The sequence below is a fragment of the Devosia pacifica genome (assembly GCF_014652635.1).
GTDB lineage: Bacteria > Pseudomonadota > Alphaproteobacteria > Rhizobiales > Devosiaceae > Devosia > Devosia pacifica.
Genome location: NZ_BMZE01000002.1, coordinates 1 through 18125 on the forward strand (window position 1 = coordinate 1; position 18125 = coordinate 18125).

Consider the following 18125-nt stretch of genomic DNA (forward strand, 5'->3'; position numbering starts at 1 on the left):
CTGGGATGTCGATATCGCCCAACAGCGGCCATCACCAGACGGGGTGGGCTTCCCGCTTACGTTCGAAAGCTGTTGTTGACGATCGATTTCGAAAAGCGACAGGTCAGCACCCAGCTCCTGAGCAATGATACCCAGCGTTGAAACCAGGGAGGTCTTCCGAACGCCGCCCTTTTCGCTTGCGACAATGATGTTTTTGAAGTGGAAGCCGTCGGCCTCAGCCATTTTCGATTCTCCTGATATTTTCGTGCGTCGAAAGCGCCTTTCGTGCCGCGCGGAGAATTGAAGATTGCCGCACATTCGACCCCCCGGCTAAATCGCCAGGCATGATTTTTCCCGGCGCAAGCTTGGTAGGTGCGGCGTTTGCTACAGTTGCTGGCGAGGCCGATGCGCTTGACATCTCTCGCAGCGCCGGTCCCTGGACAGAAGAGACCAATGTTTTTCGGGCTTCTCGGCCGACCATGCCGCGCAAACTATCAGCATTGATTTTTGATCGACCACATTCGTTGAGCGCCAGGTTCAGACGCTCGGCGATTTGCTGCCACGATGCGCCGTCGGCCCGCGCTGCTACCACACCATCCATCACGCTTCGGACCGCGTGCGATAGCCGCCTCGGACCAAAGTCTCCACGCAATGCCTCAGCAAATTTCTGAACTAAGCGATCGGAACTATTCATCGCGGGACCGTGCACGGCCATGCGGGTGGAGACCTCCCTGCTAAATCGCGTCGGCGAATTCGACCCCAGGCGGCTTATGAAGAATTAACGGAGGAGTTCGACGCGCGGTCAGCTTCCATATTCGCGGCATGAGAGCATACCGGCAATCATATGAAGGTCAGAACGCCAATCGCGCTTCCGGCAATTCCGGTCGCTCGAGCGCCCCTCGGCCACGTGCGCCTAAGGTGGAATGGTCACGGGAGATCGTCAGCCAGCTTATTTCAGAGGAAGTGTTGGCGATCGAAGGCCATCTCCGCGCGGAGCTAGATGTTTTCTGGTCTTCCGGCACCCTTTGTTTCCCCGCGACCGGTGCAGGCGAAGAGTGCCGGAAGCGACCGCAGGGCTCCGAGCCTAGTGTGTGCTGATAGACAATTGAAGAAAAGGTGAAAGAAGCAAAAATGGGCTTTTGCGCTGGAAATTGGCTCCAACGGCCACACATCTACTATTCTCGCCGCTGTACCTGGGTCAAGGAGTTCTATCGTGCGTGTGGCAGCATATATACGTGTTTCGACGCGCCGCCAGGCCGAAGCAGGGTTGTCGCTAGAGGATCAGCTGAGCGCAATCGAGCTGAAGGTTGCGACCCTGAACGGCGCGATTGTCGAAACCTTTATTGAGCGTGGCAATACCGGCACCAATGACCGTCGACCGCAATTTCAGCGAATGCTCGCGCTGGCGTTGAGCGACGACCGCCCGTTCGACGCAGTCATCGTTTACGCCACCAGCAGATTTGCGCGGGACTTGCTTATCTCCGAGACAAACATTCGCGATCTCGAGCGCCGGGGTGTTCAATATTTGTCGGCGACACAGGACGTCAAAGAGCGACTAACTCGCGGCGTGCTGGCACTCATCGACGAAGAATATTCAATTCAAAACTCGAAAAAAGTTGGTGCGATGATGTTCGCCAATGCGCGACAAGGTTATTGGAATGGTGGGCCACCGCCATACGGCTTCCGCGCGATAGTCAAGGAACGGCGCGGTAAGAAGGAAAAGAAGATCCTTGCCATCGACGACTACGAAGCGAGCGTCATCAGAAAGATTTTTGACCTATGCCTCAACGGGGATGGACAACGTGGTCCGATGGGCGTGAAATCAATCACCGACTTCTTAAATGAACAGGGAACAAAAACGCGGAAAGGCAACGACTGGCACCTCGCAACCGTCCACAATCAGCTCACCTCCACCTACGCTGCTGGCTTTTATATGCGCACCCGCGGCACCAAATCGATGACACGATCTGAGCACGAGAGAAAGTCCGGGTGGAGTGCCCCCGAATCGTGGATGAAGCAATCTATGGAGCCGTGCAAGCTAAGCTGAAGCGCAACAACCCGCTCAACACGGCACCACGCATTGCCTCCGCAGACCACCTTTTGACGGGCATTGCCGTTTGCAGCTGCTGTGGCGGGGCGCTGACCATCACAACCGGAAAATCAGGCAAATACAAATATTATTCCTGTCGCACTCACCTGAGCAGGGGCAAGAGCAAATGCCCTCGGCCAACACGGATTCCGGCCGGTGAATTGGATAGAGTGGTGACGGAGGCACTGATTGAAAAGGTCGTAAAGGCAGAGCACCTCGCTTCCTTGCTGGGTGCGCTTGCGGAGCGTCGGACTGCGGCAAATGTGGAAATCACCAATGACATTTTGAAGCTTGAGCAGCGCGCGTCGGAAGAACGGCGTGCGCTGGATAACATCTTCGATCTGGTCGAAAAGGGAATTGCTTCGGCTGACGACCCTGATTTTGCCCGACGTTTCGAAGCGATCAAGAGCCGAAAAAGTGTCGCTGATGAGGCGGTGAAACGCGCCCGCGCCAGCATCACCGCCCCCGTTGCGATCACGCCCGAGATGGTTGTCCGCTTTTCCGAGATCATGCGCGCCGGCCTGACCTCCGGCAGCAAGAAATTCCGGCGCGCCTATGTTTCTGCTCTGATCGACCGCGTCACCATGGCGGGCGACAAAGTCGTCATCCGCGGCAGGGCATCAAGCGCGCTGGAACTCGCGGCGGCAAACTGTAATTTTGAAGAAGAAGAAGAAGAAGTGCCCAGACGTATTCAAGAATGGCGCGCCGGAGAGGATGAAACTGGGAACGGCTATGTCATTGCGGGCGCTATATAAATCTCCGGTGGGCTATTGCTATCACAGGCTCATCTCGCAGGAAACAGGGCTTCCAGCCGACTGCTAACCCAGTCGAAAACCTCCTTTGAGGTATCGAATTGCGGGGCCGGCGTGGTGGGATCGAGCAGGGCCTTTAGGACATATCCGGCGTTCTCAAGACCTACGCTTCGGCTTCCCGTCTGGAACAAGTCCGCAGCCTCGCGGAATCGCAAGATGGCTGCGGGATGGTCATTTCCGGCGCCTATCGTTTGCTCAAAAAAGAATAGCCAGGTCAGGGCGACCACGATCGTTAGTACGCGAAATTCGCGCTGGAGGCCGTTTCCCGCCCCGTCAAGAATCCATCGCGTGGCGAAGGCGTCGGCCCGATACTCCTGCTTTACGAGAAGGTCCTTGGGAAGAAATTTCACATCACCGTGGTGAACGTGGGCAATTTCATGGAGCATGATCCAGCTAAGGGCGCCAAAGAAAACATTGTTCACTCGACCTTCTGGCGTATCAAACTCTGGGGTAATTGGCGGTGGTGGAAGGTCGTCTGGCCAATCCCGATCTGCCCGGAAAAGCGCCTTGGCATAGGCAATATAGTCGGGAACCTTTCGGGCCGCACACTCGTCCGCAATATTGATCTCGGCCTCCCCGGCTTGTCTTGGCGCTCTTTGCGCTCGCGAACTGATGTCTGCAACATGAAAGGCCGCGTAAGCGATGCACCACAGGCTCGCGAGCCCCGCGTACGAAAGGTAGATCGCTTTGTCGGCAGGCACTGCATAGAAATTCGCCGCTGTTTCGCTTGGACGCAGGTCCCATTTCCCGGATCCAAAAATATCCTCCGCAAGTTCTCCACCTCGTTCGGGCGCAATGTTGAACGGCGTTCGAGCTGCATACCGAAAGAAAGGGTCAGTCACTTGCTTCGTAGATGGCATAGGTAATTCAATCTAGTTCTGGTCAGGGGCGGGTCCAGCCTTCGGCCAACTTCTCCAGCACCTTGTCGAACCAATGCTCGTACCAGTACCAGGTGCCGGCAATCATGACGCCGAAGCCCTTGCCTGGTGTCCGGGCGTCCAGTTGCCGTGCTAGGAGGGTGTGGTCGTGCATATTGAAGGCGGGATATCCGGCAGCCTTGACCTTCGCGACGATCTCTGACGGTCGAAATTTCGGACGCTCAACCTCTTTCAGGAGGACGCGTTCGACGGCTTCCGCTTCTGGTGAGCCTGGCTTGATGAACTCAACAGCAAAATCGGATTTTGATGCTTTGCCTGATACCTTCGGCACAAACGCGACCCGGTAACGGAACTTCGGGTCGCTCTGCTCGTCTTCCGTCAGAGCATCCTGAAAACTATCCATCGCCGTAGCGATGTGTGGCGGCAATTCCGCTCCGACCAATCCGGCGCGTTGTGCGCCGTCGAAGGTGACAAACTGGAGCGCGATCGGCAGCCTTTTTTCCAGCGCAAATTCTTTGCCGAAAAGCTGCTTGATCGCATCGTTGAAATTGATGCAGCAGGCTTGGAGCTTTGCGCTTAGTGCGTCATCTATGCGGTTGGTTGAGCGATGCTCAATCTCATGGCGGATTTCGGTGAGAAAGTTCAGATTGTTGATGACGCCTTTATCGAGCGGGCATTTTCCGTGAGCAAGGCACTGTCCCAGCTCCCAGTACTTATCGGCGCCGCTCGGTGTTTTCTGAACTGCGCCACCCTTCTTGTAGCGGTAATCGACACCTTCTCGCTTGTAGTAGGCATGCAGCAGGTAGGTCCACGCGATGATGGACGTGACAATGAACAGTTCGGCGCGGAAGTGCAGTCCGGCGCTATTGAACGTATGGACCGCCGCGATCATCGCCTCGCGGGCTTTGACCAGCAGTTCGTCCCCTTGCAGATGAAGGCCGGTCGTGGGATCAATATTCGGCCACGCTTCCAGAAAGGCATCCAGTTCGGCGTCGGATGCTGCCTTTATGGCTTTGTGCTTCGTCCCGTCCCGAATTTCCGATATTCGGGCATGGTTGATAGAACGGGTCGGGCGGGAAAAGTACGCCTGTATGTCTTGCGGCACATATTTCTTCGCAAGCATCGCCTTGACGAGCGCCACTTCCCACTTCTCAAGAGTATTTCCCGGTCGTCGCGCCAAGCCCCCTCCGCCTGAATCTACCGTCTAAACGAATTTCGATTCGTTAGACTTGGCTCGGTTTCAGGAGCAACGTCAATCTCTATGACATAGTCTTCCACGACCGGCTCCTCGATATGAGCTAGCACGGCCTTGCGGCTGCGCGGTTCCGGCAGGCTGCGGCCATCCGTTCCCATGCCGTCGAGATAGGTTTCGATCGCGTCCGGCAAGTTGGCTTTGGCTTCCTCGGCGGTGTCGCCGAGGGTGAACATAGCGCCAAGGTCCGGAACTGTGGCGAGGTACGGCGCGTCCGGCTCCTTCATGATGACGGCGACATAGCGCCGGGTTTCCTTGTCCATTCTCGAACCTCCCTTTCTGTGCGTTACCGAGACCGGCCCCTGCCGCGATCGTGGGACGGGTTCTGGCTCTTCCGCCGCCCTTCGGCCAGAAGTTCCTGCACCCGCGCACGCTTTTCCTCGCGGCTATCCCGCGTAATATCGGTCGCGGTATCCCTGATTTCGTCCTCACGCTGCCGGACTTGTGTTTCGCGCACAAGATCGTCGGCGCGGGCCTGCCGGACAAGGTCGCGGATCAGGCCACGCCGCTCGCGCGCATCGATCATGTCGAGCGCCCTGGCGCGACGATCGATCGACCGTTGTTCGCGCGCATGGCGGCGTTCCAGCGCGTCGTTCTCGATCCGATGCCGCTCGGCGGCATTGATCGCCGGATTGCGGCGTAACGGCAGGATGACGGAGCGCAGGGCCGGCACGCGCTCGAAGAGCGCGAAAACCTTGCCGGCGACCTTGTTGAACAGCTTGCCCTGCTCTGCCTTGTGGGTGGCGTGCAGGGACAGCTTTTCAGCGCGCTGGATCACCTCCAGCGCCTGCCGCCTGGCGTCGATAACCTTGCGCCGCCGCGCCTCCTGCTTCGCGGCAAGATTGGCGGCGGACTTCGCGCCACGGGCGCGCGCCTTTTCACGCAGCCGTTCGGCCAGCGCCTTGTCATGCTCGGCCTGCTGCGCGCGGGCCTGCTCGACATCGGGCAGGTTCACCGGTGGCAGGCCCGCCAACCGCGCCTTCAGCTCGCGCGTTTTGACGCCGTCAATCTGACGGGCGAGGGCATGCACATGGCCGGCGCGGTCAACGACGACATAGGCGCGGCGCTCGCCCTGGGCGAGGACATAACCGGCGCGCTCCAGCCCGACGCGGAAGGATTCCGCATTGTCGGATGTCTGGTAGAGCGCGGTGATGGCAGACCGGCGGGCTTCCGGCGTGATGCCGCTGGCCTCCGCCATGGCCTTTTCGGCGAAGCTGATTTCGGGCGTCTTCTCGAAGCGCGCGTCGCCACGGTCTTCTTCGAGGCCGGGGGGAAGGGTAAGGCCATAAGCATGGGCCAGCTCGCGGGCGCAAGTGCGCAACTTCATGTGGTCATGGCTGATCGGGATAGCCTTCATGTTGTCGATGTCGATGCGCGACCAGACGACATGACAATGCTCGCGCCCGTCTTTTACGTGAAAGACGATGGCGCGCGGCTGCCCGTTCAGCCCGAGCTTATCCTCGATATGATCGATGGCCGCCATGTACTGCGCCCGCGAAAGCGGGGCGGACGGATTGATCGACAGGCTGTAGAGCGGCTTCACGCACCGCGTGCCCGCCGCCACAGCCTCGTATTCGGCCAAGGCGCCGTGGAGATCATCCGCCACCGTCCCGCGCACGGATGCGAGTTCGATACGCTCATTGTCGTATTCATTCGAGAGGTGCGTGGCGAGGTCGCGTCCGCCTGCGCGCTGGCTGCCTTTGAGGATCATGGCTCTCTCCCCAGGGCCTCGAAGCAGACGGTGCGCATCTCGGCAATATCGCGGAGCGCGGCGGCAACGGTCGGCTCTGCCGGATCGAGTTGTCCCGCCTCGGCGGCGGCGCGCAGAGTCTGCGCGATCCGCCCAAGATTGCCGAGAAGACGGGCAGCCGTTTCATGGTTGACCGTAGGCCGGCGGATGGCACGGCCAGGCGATCGGTTCAACGCTGCGGCACGCAGGTAGGAAGCCACGGGGACACCCGCGCGATCGGCTATCTGCCGGATCGCCTCGGCTTCCTGATCGTTGAACCGCGCCGTCAACGTCGTTTGACGCTGACGGGTATCGCTGCCGCTACTTGTCATCGCCGGCCCCTTCCGCGCATCCAAGGACGCGCTTCCCTTGGTCGTGGTGCAGCGTCGAAACGCTGCGATCGGTCCCGAACAGGCTCGATGCCGGGCGGGACCGACAAGCTGGGGGATGCAACGGGGGGCGGCTTTTGAGCCCCCCTTGCCAAGATGGCGCGGAGACTCCGCGCACATCTTGCAACCCATGCTAATGTTAAGATTAATTATCCCAGAACAAGATTAGGGACTTCTTAAGGAACATGTCAGGGCATGCTCAATCCGGGAATTTGAATGAGTTTACAACAATATAAGGCCGTTGGTCAAATTCTGGTCACTCTGATGACTGGGCCATTTCTTCGGCTTCGGCGATGTAATCGGAGAGGTCTTCGTCCACCCGACAACGCGCGGCGATGACGGTTGGCCAGCGTCCGTTTCCATCGGGCTGAATCGCGGCGCGCCAGTCCTCGATCAGCATGCGGGCGAGGGACAGGTTGTTCGTGCCCACGGCTATGTGCAGTGCAGCAAGGCCGGTGGCCCGATCCTGCGCGTTTACGTCGGCGCCGTCCTCCAGCGCCGCGATCACCGCATCGCGGTCGGCGGCATAGGCCGCTTTCAGCAGGGCGTGATCGAGCCTGTCCGCTGCCTCACTGTCGTCGGGGCGGGTTTTGGGGGCGCGTCGTGGTGCCGCGCCGCTCATGTTTCCCCCTCCGGCCCGACGCGATCGAAGATCACGCGGGCGGAGCTGAAGGCGGCCGCGTTGACCGGACGGTCCTCAATGGGGGTTGCGGTTTCATGGCCGTAGCCGGTCAGGCGCGGCCCGTCGAAAGCGTCCAGCCAGTAAAGGCGCGGTGCGCCGGTGAGGCTGTTGCGCAACGCCAGCAGCAAGGCTCCCGGCGGATGAAGCAGGACGCCTTCGTAAGATCGGCGCACATGGTCGCCGGGGTCCGGCGATACCGTGCGGCTCCAGTTGCTGATCGTCTCTGCCGCGCGGGCGTAGGGCTGCGCCGGGACGGCCTCGACGGTCAAGGCGGAGAACGGTACCCATGAATCCTGTCCCATCCGCAGGCCGGTGACCGCTTCCTCGGCTCGACCCTCAAACGTGCCGATCATGTCGGGGGCCAGTGCCTGCCAGTTACGGACGCTGGCCGTCGCGCCCCAGAAGCCGATCAGCGCTTCGCCGAAACTGTCCAGCGGATCGTCATCGGCGAGGTCTGCTGCGAAGCGCTGACAGAACCTGACCATGATATCGTTGGAGCGATGGGTATCGGCGAGGAACCGTTGCAGCGTCTTCAGCGGCAAGCGGTCGAGGGTCAGGTCGTTGGCCTCGGCAATGAGCTTTTGCAGCGTCGGGACGCCGATACGATTTTCTTCCATGTAGCGCAGCAGGCATCGGCGAATGCGATTGCGATCAGCCTGATCGAACCGCGTCTGCTCCGTCGCTATCGCTGCCTGCGTGCCCGTCATTGCTCCGTTTCAGTCTGACCAGCTCGTGCCCAATACGCGTGCGCGATCCGTGCGGCACGCTCATTCCCATAATGCACAAATTGACGGAGCGGTCACATGGCGAATACCGGGCAGCGCAAATCGAGCATTCCGGCATGGCTCGCGGGTGCGGCGTTGTTCTGGGCGGCATCAGTCTCGCCGGAAGGTCCGGGGCAGTTGCTGTTCGGCGGGACCGGCGCGATCGTGCTGTATGGCGCGACGCGGATCATGCGCCAGAACCGGGACGAGGCGCGCAAGATCGCGGCCGCAAATACGCCGAGCGGTGTCTATGGTCAGGCGCGCTTTGCCAGCCGAAAAGATGTCGCCAAGGCCGGACTGTACGATCAGGACGGGCTATTCCTCGGCGTTCATGACCGCAAGCTGATCTTTCACAACGGCAAGGCGCACCTCCTGACCGTCGCGCCCGCACGAACGGGCAAGGGGGTGTCGGTCGTGACGCCCAACCTCTTGCACTGGCAGGGCAGCGTGTTCGTCACCGACCCCAAGGGTGAGCTGGCCGGGATGACGGCCTGGCACCGGCATGAGACGTTCGGGCAGAAGGTCTGCATCCTCAATCCGTGGGGATTGCACGGCCTGCCGCAGCACCGGTTCAATCCGCTGGCGGTTCTGGTGGCGCTTTATGAAGATGACAACCAGCGGCGCGGCCTGACCGGCGCGGTGCGCGATCTTGCGCTCCAGCTCGTCCCGGAGCCGGAGACCGATGCGAAGAACCGGTTTTTCCGGGAGGGGGCGCGCAAGCTGCTGCGTGCGCTGATGCTCTATCTCGCCACGCGCGAAGACCCGGCCACCAACACACTGCCAGAGCTGTGGCGCATCCTGCAATCCACCGCGCGGATGGACGATGCGCTGACCGATATGGCAGGCTCGGACGCGCTTGGTGGCGTCGTCGCCGACCTGGCCGAAGACCTTGCGCGGCTGAAGGCGAGCAACCCGGAGCAGTTCGGCGATTTTCGGGAAGGGGCGGTGCAGGCGGTCGATATATTCGAGCCGTCAGGCTGGCTTGCCGATTGCGTCAGCGGATCGGATTTCGATTTCGCGGAGTTGAAGAGCGGCGCGACCAGCATCTATCTCGTCATCCCGCAGGATGAAATTCAGACCAACGGCGCATGGCTGGGGCTGCTGGCGCGGCAGGCGATCGATGCGGTGGCGCGGCAGGGCGGCAATAATCAGGTGCTGTTCCTGCTGGATGAGGCGTCGAACATGGGCCGTATCCATAACCTGACCGAGAGCCTGACCGCCCTGCCGGGGTTGGGCGTGCGGGTATGGATGATCGTGCAGGAGCTGGCCGAGCTGCGCCGCGTCTATGGGCGCGAGGCCACCGCAACGATCCTGTCGCAGTCCGAGGTGGTGCAGTATTTCGCGGTGCAGAACCACGAGCTGGCGAAGGAACTTTCGGCGGCGCTCGGCAACCGTACGGTCGTCACCAATAGCTATAATCTCGGCCGGTCTATGGACGACGCCGCCGGAGAAAGTTTCAGCGAGACGGGGCGGCCACTGCTTTCCCCCGATGAGATACGGCAGCTTCCCCGCGATGCGCAAATCCTGTTCGTGCAGAACAACCCGCCGATCATGGCGCGGCGCGTGCCGTTCTGGGAGGTCATCCCCTGGCAGGACTGGGTGAACACCAATCCGGTTGAGGGCGATCCGCCGACGCCGTGGCCGAAATACCGTGTGAAATACTGAACCGGCAGCAATCAGACGCCGTGCTCGTCCGCCGCGCTTTCATAGGCTTCGATCAGGTCGATTTCATCCAGCGGCGTTTTCTCCGGCACGATCAGCACCCGCCCGGTAATCGCAATTCCGGGCGGAATGAACATGACCAGGCCGCCCTTCACCGACGGCAGGGCCGTGCCGACCCTGTGCGGTTTGTTCCGCGTCTTGCCGCGATAGGTGAAGGATTCAAATATAATAACGTCGTATCGCTTCTTTTCTGCTGATTCAATGCGCATCTATTTCCCCATGACTTTTGGCGATATTCTATTGTACAATAGAAACTTTATTAATGCGCATAATGGGGATGTATTTGAGACGCGCCGTATCGTTATTGTTAGGGTTGGGCTTGATGTCCCTGTCGGCGGTGCCGGCATGGGCTGACTGCGACGTCGTACCGAACGGCACGACGATCCTTGCCCCCGAAACCCGACCGGCCGGGACAATCATCTACAATAGCGATCACAGGATGCTTCAATATTGCGATGGCTCGGGCTGGATTGCGATGCACGGGGCCGGAACGGGCAGCGGCGGTTGCAGCAGTCCCACGCGCGATGAGGGGACGATCTTCTATAATACTGACCACCGGGTATTGCAGGGATGTGCGGGCAATGCGTGGCAGGCGATGGGTCCAATGATGGTACCGCCTGCGGCTGGCCTTGTTCATCATTGGAAACTCGATGATGCCGGTGCCGGGCCATTTGTGGACGAGGTGGGAGGCGTTGACTGTGTGGTATCCGGCGGACCGGCTGCCTCAGTTCCAGGCCGCGACGGCACCGCCATCCATTCGGCAGGGAATAATGACGTGGAATGCGGTGTGCTGCCTGCCGCCGAAGGCGTCGCCCGCGTGACGGTCGCGGGTTGGATCAAGAAGGACAGTGCCGGGAGCACCGTCTATCTTGGGAATCACGGTGACAATACAGACGGTTTTCATATTTCGCCCAACGGCGACGGCGAGGTTTATTTCGCGGTCGCGGCACCGGGCGGCTCGCCTCCCGGCTGGTGGGAGGCGGCAGGCTATTCACTCGATGATGCCCAGTGGCATCACTACGTACTGGTCTTTGATGGCACTCAAAGTTCCAATGAGATGCGCCTGAAAGGCTATGTCGATGGCCAGCAAGTGGACTTGGACTTTGTTGGCACCATTCCTTCCTCTACACCGGGCGGGAACCAAACGTGGTACCTGTTGAGGTCGGTCTTCGCCGACTACACGGTCGATGATGTTCGTGTATATGACAGGCCGCTTGGCAGCGCGGAAGTCGAAAGGCTTTACTTGACCACCGGGGGTAATTCCGGCGAAGGCTGCACCGCACCGCAAGGAAACGAGGGCGCGCTTTTCTACAATACGCGATGCGGCGTCATGCAATATTGCGACGGGGCAAGCTGGATCGGGATCGGCAAAGCGCTGGATGGCCCGACTTGCTGCCCGAATGTCGGCGATCAATGTAGCGACGGCACCTATTATGCCGGGGCCATCGGCGGCACGGATGTTTATGTCAGCGCCGCCGCGCATGAAACCACCACGACATGGAACAACGGCACGGCGAACTACACCTCGACCGGCTTCACCAGCACCACGGACGGGCCGGGCAATACGGCGGGGCTGGTGGCGCTGGCCGATGCCGGCGCGCCGTACGAGGCGGCGATGTATTGCGACGGGCTGTCGGCTCATGGTTACGATGACTGGTATTTGCCGGCGATAGCCGAGCTCGACCTGATTTGGAATGCAGGTAATCCCACAGGCAACGTTGCCGAGCAATCTGGCTATAATTATTGGTCTTCATCAGAGTCCAACGCACAAAATGCGATGATGTTCGGCTTTAGCAATGGCGTGGCTGACGATGACTTGAAAGATGATCCCATGGAATGGGGGCGACTAATCAGGTGCGTCCGTCGTTGAGGTGGCGCGCCGGAGGATGGCGGTTAGAACAGCGCAAGCTGCGCATCCGCCGGGTCTTCGATGCCGTAGACGAGGCGCGCCATGGCAACGGTGGTGCGCCCTACGAAGGTCGGCATCATCGTGACATGGTTGTGGGTTTTCCACGATATCCAGATTTTCAGGCCCGCGCCCTGATAGGTGAGGGAGAGGCGGTCCGGGCCGCCGGAGCCGCCGAATATGCCCAGTTCGAAGGAGAGTGCCTCGGCCAGTTCGGCGTCGGTCATGCCGCGCGCGGCGCGTTCGGCCCATCGTTGTTCGGCGCGGGCGAAGCCGCCGGTGGCGCGGATGAAACCTTCGCGCTTGTCGGCTTCGGTGAGGGGGCGGTCGGCCTGACCGGCTGTCGTGTCCATGGCGTGATCCTCCATCTGGATGTCCGTTTGCGGGGAAGTGAGGGGGCGCTTACGCGCCCGCCTCCTGCTTGGGTTTCGGTTCGCGGAGGACGATGCGGCCAGTGAAGGCGACGGGAACCATTTCCAGTTGGAGGGTGAGCCCCTTGGCGTCTTCGTGATCCCAGGCGGCGCCGATGCGGGTCCAGTTGCCGTCTTCGCCCTCGGTGACGTGGTAGGCGATCAGGTTCGGCATCTTGCGGTTCGTTTTCTCGGTCATTTTTCAGTTCCTTTCGTTCAAAGTTGCTTCGATGCGAAAGGCCGGGCGGGCGTCATCAGCCGCCGCCGTCAAGACCAACACGGGAGCGCAGCGAATGGAGCGGGCAGCGTCATTGACGGCAAGGCGACGGCCGCCAGAACCGAGCATCAAATGAAGCAACGGGCGAAAGGGACAGGCAAAGGATGACCGGGGAACCGCAGGAGCGGGCCGGGTTGATCTGCCGCCGTCCGGGCAGATGGGATGGACATGCGCGCGCCGCGCCAGCGGGCACGAAATTCCGGTGCGATAATAATCATTACGGAAAATAGAGGGCCGATCTGCCAGCCGGATCAATAACTTGGCCAACCCGTGACCAGGAAATCGAAGCGGCGGAAGCGTATCTATGTCCTGTCAGACCGTGACCGGGGCGCCATCGCAGTGTGCTGGGCCGCACGCCGGGCCGCAGCGGGCAACCGATCGGGCTCTGGCGCCGGGAAACCGATACGCAGAGGAAGAAAGCTATGAAAGAGCGCACTGTGCGACTGGAATTTGCCGCCCTCGAAGATCGCCACGGAATCATTGATGGATTGACACTGGCGCGCGCAATGATCGCGGAGGCTCACAAGCTCCTTGTACCTTATGCCGGTCCCGACGCGCCGTGCGGCGAGATTTTCGAGATTTTGATGGGACAAGCGTTCACCGACAATCTCGCGGACGGGATGCCTTCGATCGTCATGCCGGCAGAGCACGGCTTGCCAGATTATGAAAAACGGAGGCGCGCGCATCTCGATGATGCACGAGATCGGGTGGCGGCACTGCTGGCGGAGGGGCGCGAAGCGCAAAGGCGCTATTGGAATGGAGAACGATGAGCGACAGCACCCTGCCATTTCAAAGATCGGGCCGGTGATCCGTCACCGGCCCGATTTGTGTCTGGGTGTCACCACCATGATGTGTAATAGACAGCCAGACCATCCGCGATCGCCTCGCGGGCGTTCGCGATGAAGTGCAGATCGTCATCGGTCTCGGAGCCATCGCTGACGCCGAAGAAGAAGCCGATTGTCGCCGGAAGGTTGCCTGCGCGGATGTCAGCCTCAAGGCGGTCAAGGTCTTCAGCCGTGAGAAGGAGATTGACGCAGTTGAAGGAGCTGTCCCGGCCGCCCTTCTCGCGATAGAGGCATTCCATCCAGCCATGAAGGTTCGGATGTTTGCGCCAGTAGTGCAACTCGCCGTAATTTTCGACCGTGAAATCCACCGGCGTTGACGGCGCGTCGTGCAGGTAGTGTGCGTACATATCAAGTCCCATTTTTCTTTCCTTTCGTTCGTTGTTGACTGTCCCGAAGGACGCGGAACGAAAGGCCGGGCGGCATCGGCTGCCGCCGTCATGGGCAACACGGCCCGCCTGCGGCGGGGTGGTGCGGGCAGCCCCTTGACGGCAAAGCGCCGTCCGGCAGGACCGCGAGAATTTCAGAGGGACGGGCAACCGAAAGGGAAGAAGGTGGGACGATCGGCGCGTACTGCGATCTCTCAGGCTACGCCGCTATGCGCGTTACGAAAATGATCGCATCTTCGACCCGGCGCTTCATGTTCAGCAGAACCGACAGGCCCAGGGCGCCGGCCTTGCCATGGGTGCCCTTGTTGAACAGGCCAAACAGCTCGATCACGTTCTCAATGTCTTCGTCAACGAATTCGACCAGTTCCGCACTGGCGAGATTCTTGGCCCGCAACAGGTGATAAATCCGGGCGCGCCGTGTCGGACGGCCGTTATTGTCTTTCTGGCAATCGGGCGCCGCCGCTAATACGGCATCGTCGGGGGCGCGGGCGTGCAGAATCTGAGTGAAAATCTCGCGCACACTCGTACAGAAATGGCGTGCTGCATCGGGATTTCGAGGATTCAGGGCAAACAGTGCTCCGTGCCATCTGTCGTGTAAGTCAGCGGAAATCTGGGCGAGTTGATCGCCAATTGTCGTGTTCTGAAGGTCTTCTTCATCGCCCTCCTCCTCGACAGGCTCGCCAGCGAGAGCATTGGCCAGTGCAAGATTGTTGGCGTTTTCCTGTTGCGGCAATTCCAGACCAAGATGAAAGCCGGGATCGCCGTCGTCATACGGGTTCTGCCGCTCCAGGCGCGTGTATGTTTCATTCAGCCTGACCGCGGAGCTCCGCACGATCGTGAAGGTGCTCGTGTGGGTCGTTGTGGGCCTGCTCTGCAATTGTCGCAGTGCGTTGTTAATCTTCTGGCGGTTCTTCTCGACGCGCGCGTTGTATGCCCGGACCTCACGGTTATAGGCGTCAATAGCGGCTTTTCGTTTTTGCTGATGCCGCCGCACATCCTGTTCCAGCCGACGTAACGCCTGCTTCTGCTGGTTCTGCGCCTGACGGAGACGGCTCTCCGCCTGGCGCAGCTTGCTTCTGAATTGGGACGGTGAAATTCGACGAGCCATGCGGACCCTCCCTTATGCAGCGGCTGCCGGCCGCAACACATCGTACAGGCGCGAACGCCAGCCCTTGGCGTGGATCAGCCGGTCGCGGTGGAACCGGTTGCTCAGAACTTCAGCTTTCGTGAGCTGCGACACACGCTCCCAGTCTTCGCCGAAAACGTAGAGGGCGTTGTCGCGCTGAATGCTCTCCATCACGACGATGCCGAGGGTCTTGAAGCGATAGGCTACGTAGTCGGAAAACCCGCCGGAGCCCACGTAAATCTCGTCTGGGCCATAGGACTTAATGGTTTCCTGGCGGTCCATGAGTATACGAAAATCGGCATCAGAACGCCGACGCAGAGCGGCTTTCAGATGTTCTTCAAGGCGCGCCCACGGATATTCGCCCGGCGGCAGCATATGCCAATTCACCCTCTTGACCGGTGCATCGGCGATTCTTGCCAGATCGGCGGTGTGGGTTTCACAGGAGCCGAATAACTCCAGCATTAGGTTGACGACATGTTTGCCGTGAGCTTCGGACGCGGCATTATTATCGACTGCCGGGGAAGTGACGAAGCGATCGCCATCACGCTCGGCTACCGACAGTTCGATGGACGGCGGCGCTGCCAGTTCCCGTGGATAGCAGTCGCGAAAGATGTCGCGTTCTTCTTCCATTTCCTTCGTCTGGTCACGTCCCGCCCATTGGGTCCAGCGCCAACGCACCGTGCGGATATAGCGAGATTCCTTGGGCTGATCGCGCAAGATGCGCCACGCCCCTTCTGCGTTGTACCTGGAAACGGGGCCGATGATGGCAGGCAACACGGTGGTTCCGTTGTCGCTAAGCGCCGGGAACCCAGCCCGGGAAAGCAAATGCTCACGATCTGGCGTGATGCGCGCGATCACGCGATACGGCTCTCCTGCCGGGAGATCGGCCAGATACTGTTGCAGGTTGTGGATGCGCTTTTTCTCGATCCGCATTGCGATCGTCCTTTCTGTTACCCTTTGGGCGGATAGGGATCAGACCCGTAGGTGTTACGTTCCCTGATCTGGCCGTTGCGACCGTGGATAAGCATTTCACTGCCGTGGCTCTTGGCGGTCTCCTTGGCCGCTGCGATGGCCTTGGCCTGGGTGGGGTGGACAGATGTTGCCTTTTGATTCCCGGCGCCTTTGACGGCCCAACCGGCTTCGTGAGGAACAACATGCTGATTCTTATGCGACATTTTGGTTCTCCAGCGCAGTTTGAACTTGACTATCGTCAACCTTGTATTTACAATTTAGTAGAACATATGAAAAACGTCAACCCCCGCCAAGGAGGCCGCGATGCTAGGTGAAAGGCTGAGAATTGCTCGGAAAAAGGCGGGCTATTCCCTGCGCGGCCTTGCCGAAGTCATGAATCCTCCGGTGAGCGCGCAAGCGATCAGCAAATACGAAGCGAACGAAATGATGCCCAGCTCGGGCGTTCTACTCGGTCTTGGCCAGGCGCTCGGTGTGTCGCTGGATTTTCTGATGTCCTCAAACGTGGAAGAGCTTCAGGGGATCGAATTCCGCAAACATTCCGGCACCTCCGCGCGCGATCGGGCACGCGTCGAAGCGATCGTGACCGAGGAGCTGGAGCGCTATCTGGCGATTGAGGACATTCTGGAGCTGGCCCCCGCAGGCGATCCGTTTGCCGACATACGGTGTGACGGCGTTTCCAGCTATGACGAGGCGGAAGCGCTTGCCGATAAACTGCGCAAGCAGTGGCGGTTGGGTCTAGACCCCATCCCGAGCATGATTGGCTTGCTGGAAGAGTGCGGCGTGAAGGTTATTGTCGCGGCCTTCCCGGACAATGTTTCGGGATTGACCTGCACTGTGAAACGTAGTGGCGATCGACCCGACACTGAAGCCATCGTGATTTCCGAGAAGATCAATGTGGAGCGCAAGCGCTTCACCCTTGCCCATGAATTGGCGCACCGTGTTATTCGCGGCGTGAAGGGCAAGGACATTAAACTCGAAACCGCGATGAACCGCTTCGCGGGCGCATTTCTCGTGCCGGCAGCCCACCTGCGGCGTGAAGTCGGGAACCACCGGCGGGGGATCGCCTATCACGAGATTATCCAGCTCAAGCGCTTTTATGGTGTGTCGGCTGCCGCGCTGCTAGTGCGGCTTGGCAATGCCGGGATATTGCCGGATAACGCGGTCACTTACGCTTTCCGCACCTTTGCAAGGCGCTGGCGCACTGACGAGCCGGAACCAATTCAGGATGATGTAGGGCTGGGTGCTTTTGAGCATCCCGAGCGCTTCCAAAGCCTTGTGTATCGGGCGCTGGCTGAGGAGCTGATTTCGCCGGCGCGAGCTGCACAGCTTCTCAAGCGGCCGCTAGCAGCTATTGAGGAAGGTATCCGGGGGCCGCGTGGCGCGTGACCAGTATCATCGTCAATGATGCGTCCTGTCTGATCGACCTAAAGAAGGGGCGGCTCCTGCATGCCCTAATCGCTCTTCCCTATCGGTTCATTGTGCCGTTGCCGATCCGCCAGTCCGAGCTCCTGGATTTCACGCCGCAGGAGTGGCGGATGTTAGAAGACGGCGGTTGGCAGACCTTTGACCTTCCGCCAGATGTGATGACCAAGGCATTCACAATCGGCGCCCAGTATGGACGATTGTCGCCCAACGATTGTTTTTGCCTCGCAACAACGATGGCGCATGACGAAGCTACCCTGCTGACGGGCGACAATCTGTTGCGCCGGGCGGCGCAAGAACACGCCGTAGCGGTGCATGGTGTACTTTGGATTATCGACCTGCTGGCCGATAGCAGAAGTTGCGAAGCGGACCTGCTTATCGAGGCTCTCGAATGCTGGCGCGACGATCGGACGGTTTTCCTACCCCCCGACGAAATCGACCGCCGGTTACGTTCATTGCGAAAGCGGCTTAGGTAATCGACTTTC

General features: G+C 60.0%; 23 protein-coding genes. 7 read left to right on the plus strand and 16 right to left on the minus strand.

The window, feature by feature from the left end; genetic code table 11:
• Together IE127_RS07075 and IE127_RS07080 are read right to left on the minus strand one after the other, a co-directional pair.
• Positions 1 to 222: hypothetical protein (locus IE127_RS07075; protein ID WP_189424757.1), on the minus strand; the 222-nt coding region annotated here is incomplete at its 3' end.
• The gene (locus IE127_RS07080; protein WP_189424759.1) at positions 215 to 694 is read right to left on the minus strand and encodes a hypothetical protein; all 480 of its coding nucleotides are present in this window, start codon (positions 692 to 694) and stop codon (positions 215 to 217) included. The genes IE127_RS07075 and IE127_RS07080, both read right to left, overlap by 8 nt.
• 498 nt (positions 695 to 1192) lie before the next feature.
• On the opposite strand from IE127_RS07080, the gene IE127_RS07085 reads away from it, so the two are divergent.
• Positions 1193 to 2026: a recombinase family protein gene (locus IE127_RS07085; RefSeq protein ID WP_189424761.1), complete on the plus strand. Its 834-nt coding sequence runs from the start codon at positions 1193 to 1195 to the stop codon at positions 2024 to 2026.
• Complete coding sequence (locus IE127_RS07090) at positions 1987 to 2823, plus strand: recombinase zinc ribbon domain-containing protein (protein WP_189424763.1); 837 nt, start codon at positions 1987 to 1989, stop codon at positions 2821 to 2823. Before IE127_RS07085 ends, IE127_RS07090 begins: the two co-directional genes overlap by 40 nt.
• Positions 2824 to 2852: 29 nt before the next feature.
• Here IE127_RS07090 and IE127_RS07095 read toward each other — a convergent pair whose 3' ends face one another.
• The 7 genes from IE127_RS07095 to IE127_RS07125 all read right to left on the minus strand — a co-directional run bounded on the left by IE127_RS07095 (position 2853) and on the right by IE127_RS07125 (position 8517).
• Entirely contained in the window at positions 2853 to 3722 is an 870-nt protein-coding gene (locus IE127_RS07095) for a phage exclusion protein Lit family protein (protein WP_189424765.1), read from the minus strand.
• A 40-nt stretch (positions 3723 to 3762) separates the two neighbouring features.
• Positions 3763 to 4899 carry a DUF3644 domain-containing protein gene (locus tag IE127_RS07100; RefSeq protein ID WP_244640020.1) on the minus strand — a complete coding sequence of 379 codons (1137 nt, stop codon included), beginning with the start codon at positions 4897 to 4899 and terminating at the stop codon, positions 3763 to 3765.
• A gap of 56 nt (positions 4900 to 4955) precedes the next feature.
• Entirely contained in the window at positions 4956 to 5273 is a 318-nt protein-coding gene (locus IE127_RS07105; RefSeq protein ID WP_189424769.1) for a type II toxin-antitoxin system HicB family antitoxin, read from the minus strand.
• A gap of 23 nt (positions 5274 to 5296) precedes the next feature.
• Positions 5297 to 6721: a relaxase/mobilization nuclease domain-containing protein gene (locus IE127_RS07110; protein ID WP_189424771.1), complete on the minus strand. Its 1425-nt coding sequence runs from the start codon at positions 6719 to 6721 to the stop codon at positions 5297 to 5299.
• Entirely contained in the window at positions 6718 to 7071 is a 354-nt protein-coding gene (locus IE127_RS07115; protein ID WP_189424772.1) for a plasmid mobilization protein, read from the minus strand. The genes IE127_RS07110 and IE127_RS07115 overlap by 4 nt, the downstream gene beginning before the upstream one ends.
• Positions 7072 to 7384: 313 nt before the next feature.
• The gene (locus IE127_RS07120) at positions 7385 to 7750 is read right to left on the minus strand and encodes an ankyrin repeat domain-containing protein (RefSeq protein WP_189424774.1); all 366 of its coding nucleotides are present in this window, start codon (positions 7748 to 7750) and stop codon (positions 7385 to 7387) included.
• Entirely contained in the window at positions 7747 to 8517 is a 771-nt protein-coding gene (locus tag IE127_RS07125; RefSeq protein WP_189424776.1) for a hypothetical protein, read from the minus strand. The genes IE127_RS07120 and IE127_RS07125 overlap by 4 nt, the downstream gene beginning before the upstream one ends.
• A 96-nt stretch (positions 8518 to 8613) precedes the next feature.
• Between IE127_RS07125 and IE127_RS07130 the strand changes: the two genes are divergently transcribed.
• Entirely contained in the window at positions 8614 to 10239 is a 1626-nt protein-coding gene (locus tag IE127_RS07130) for a type IV secretory system conjugative DNA transfer family protein (RefSeq protein WP_189424778.1), read from the plus strand.
• 11 nt (positions 10240 to 10250) lie between these two features.
• Here the strand turns inward: IE127_RS07130 and IE127_RS07135 are convergent, their stop codons facing one another.
• The gene (locus tag IE127_RS07135) at positions 10251 to 10505 is read right to left on the minus strand and encodes a hypothetical protein (protein ID WP_189424780.1); all 255 of its coding nucleotides are present in this window, start codon (positions 10503 to 10505) and stop codon (positions 10251 to 10253) included.
• A 113-nt stretch (positions 10506 to 10618) separates the two neighbouring features.
• Here IE127_RS07135 and IE127_RS07140 point away from each other — a divergent pair, with 113 nt between their 5' ends.
• Positions 10619 to 12166 carry a LamG domain-containing protein gene (locus IE127_RS07140; protein WP_189424782.1) on the plus strand — a complete coding sequence of 516 codons (1548 nt, stop codon included), beginning with the start codon at positions 10619 to 10621 and terminating at the stop codon, positions 12164 to 12166.
• Between the two features lie 23 nt (positions 12167 to 12189).
• Here the strand turns inward: IE127_RS07140 and IE127_RS07145 are convergent, their stop codons facing one another.
• Both IE127_RS07145 and IE127_RS07150 read right to left on the minus strand, forming a co-directional pair.
• Positions 12190 to 12555: a hypothetical protein gene (locus tag IE127_RS07145; RefSeq protein WP_189424783.1), complete on the minus strand. Its 366-nt coding sequence runs from the start codon at positions 12553 to 12555 to the stop codon at positions 12190 to 12192.
• 49 nt (positions 12556 to 12604) lie between these two features.
• Positions 12605 to 12811, minus strand: coding sequence for a hypothetical protein (locus tag IE127_RS07150; RefSeq protein WP_189424785.1), 207 nt, complete (start codon positions 12809 to 12811; stop codon positions 12605 to 12607).
• A gap of 500 nt (positions 12812 to 13311) precedes the next feature.
• Between IE127_RS07150 and IE127_RS07155 the strand changes: the two genes are divergently transcribed.
• Positions 13312 to 13659, plus strand: a complete 348-nt coding sequence (locus tag IE127_RS07155; protein ID WP_189424787.1) for a hypothetical protein — start codon at positions 13312 to 13314, stop codon at positions 13657 to 13659.
• 68 nt (positions 13660 to 13727) lie between these two features.
• Here the strand turns inward: IE127_RS07155 and IE127_RS07160 are convergent, their stop codons facing one another.
• The 4 genes from IE127_RS07160 to IE127_RS07175 all read right to left on the minus strand — a co-directional run bounded on the left by IE127_RS07160 (position 13728) and on the right by IE127_RS07175 (position 16421).
• Positions 13728 to 14093: a phosphoglycerate kinase gene (locus IE127_RS07160; protein ID WP_189424789.1), complete on the minus strand. Its 366-nt coding sequence runs from the start codon at positions 14091 to 14093 to the stop codon at positions 13728 to 13730.
• 226 nt (positions 14094 to 14319) lie between these two features.
• A complete protein-coding gene (locus IE127_RS07165) occupies positions 14320 to 15228 on the minus strand; it encodes a pPIWI-associating nuclease domain-containing protein (protein ID WP_189424791.1) in 909 nt (302 codons plus the stop codon).
• Positions 15229 to 15240: 12 nt separating this feature from the next.
• Complete coding sequence (locus IE127_RS07170; protein WP_189424793.1) at positions 15241 to 16179, minus strand: hypothetical protein; 939 nt, start codon at positions 16177 to 16179, stop codon at positions 15241 to 15243.
• A 17-nt stretch (positions 16180 to 16196) separates the two neighbouring features.
• Positions 16197 to 16421 (minus strand): DUF2188 domain-containing protein, encoded by a 225-nt coding sequence (locus IE127_RS07175; RefSeq protein WP_189424795.1) that lies wholly within the window; start codon positions 16419 to 16421, stop codon positions 16197 to 16199.
• A 100-nt stretch (positions 16422 to 16521) separates the two neighbouring features.
• Here IE127_RS07175 and IE127_RS07180 point away from each other — a divergent pair, with 100 nt between their 5' ends.
• Together IE127_RS07180 and IE127_RS07185 are read left to right on the plus strand one after the other, a co-directional pair.
• Positions 16522 to 17604, plus strand: coding sequence for a helix-turn-helix domain-containing protein (locus IE127_RS07180; RefSeq protein ID WP_189424796.1), 1083 nt, complete (start codon positions 16522 to 16524; stop codon positions 17602 to 17604).
• Positions 17601 to 18116, plus strand: coding sequence for a PIN domain-containing protein (locus IE127_RS07185; protein WP_189424798.1), 516 nt, complete (start codon positions 17601 to 17603; stop codon positions 18114 to 18116). Before IE127_RS07180 ends, IE127_RS07185 begins: the two co-directional genes overlap by 4 nt.
• Positions 18117 to 18125: the final 9 nt, after the last annotated feature.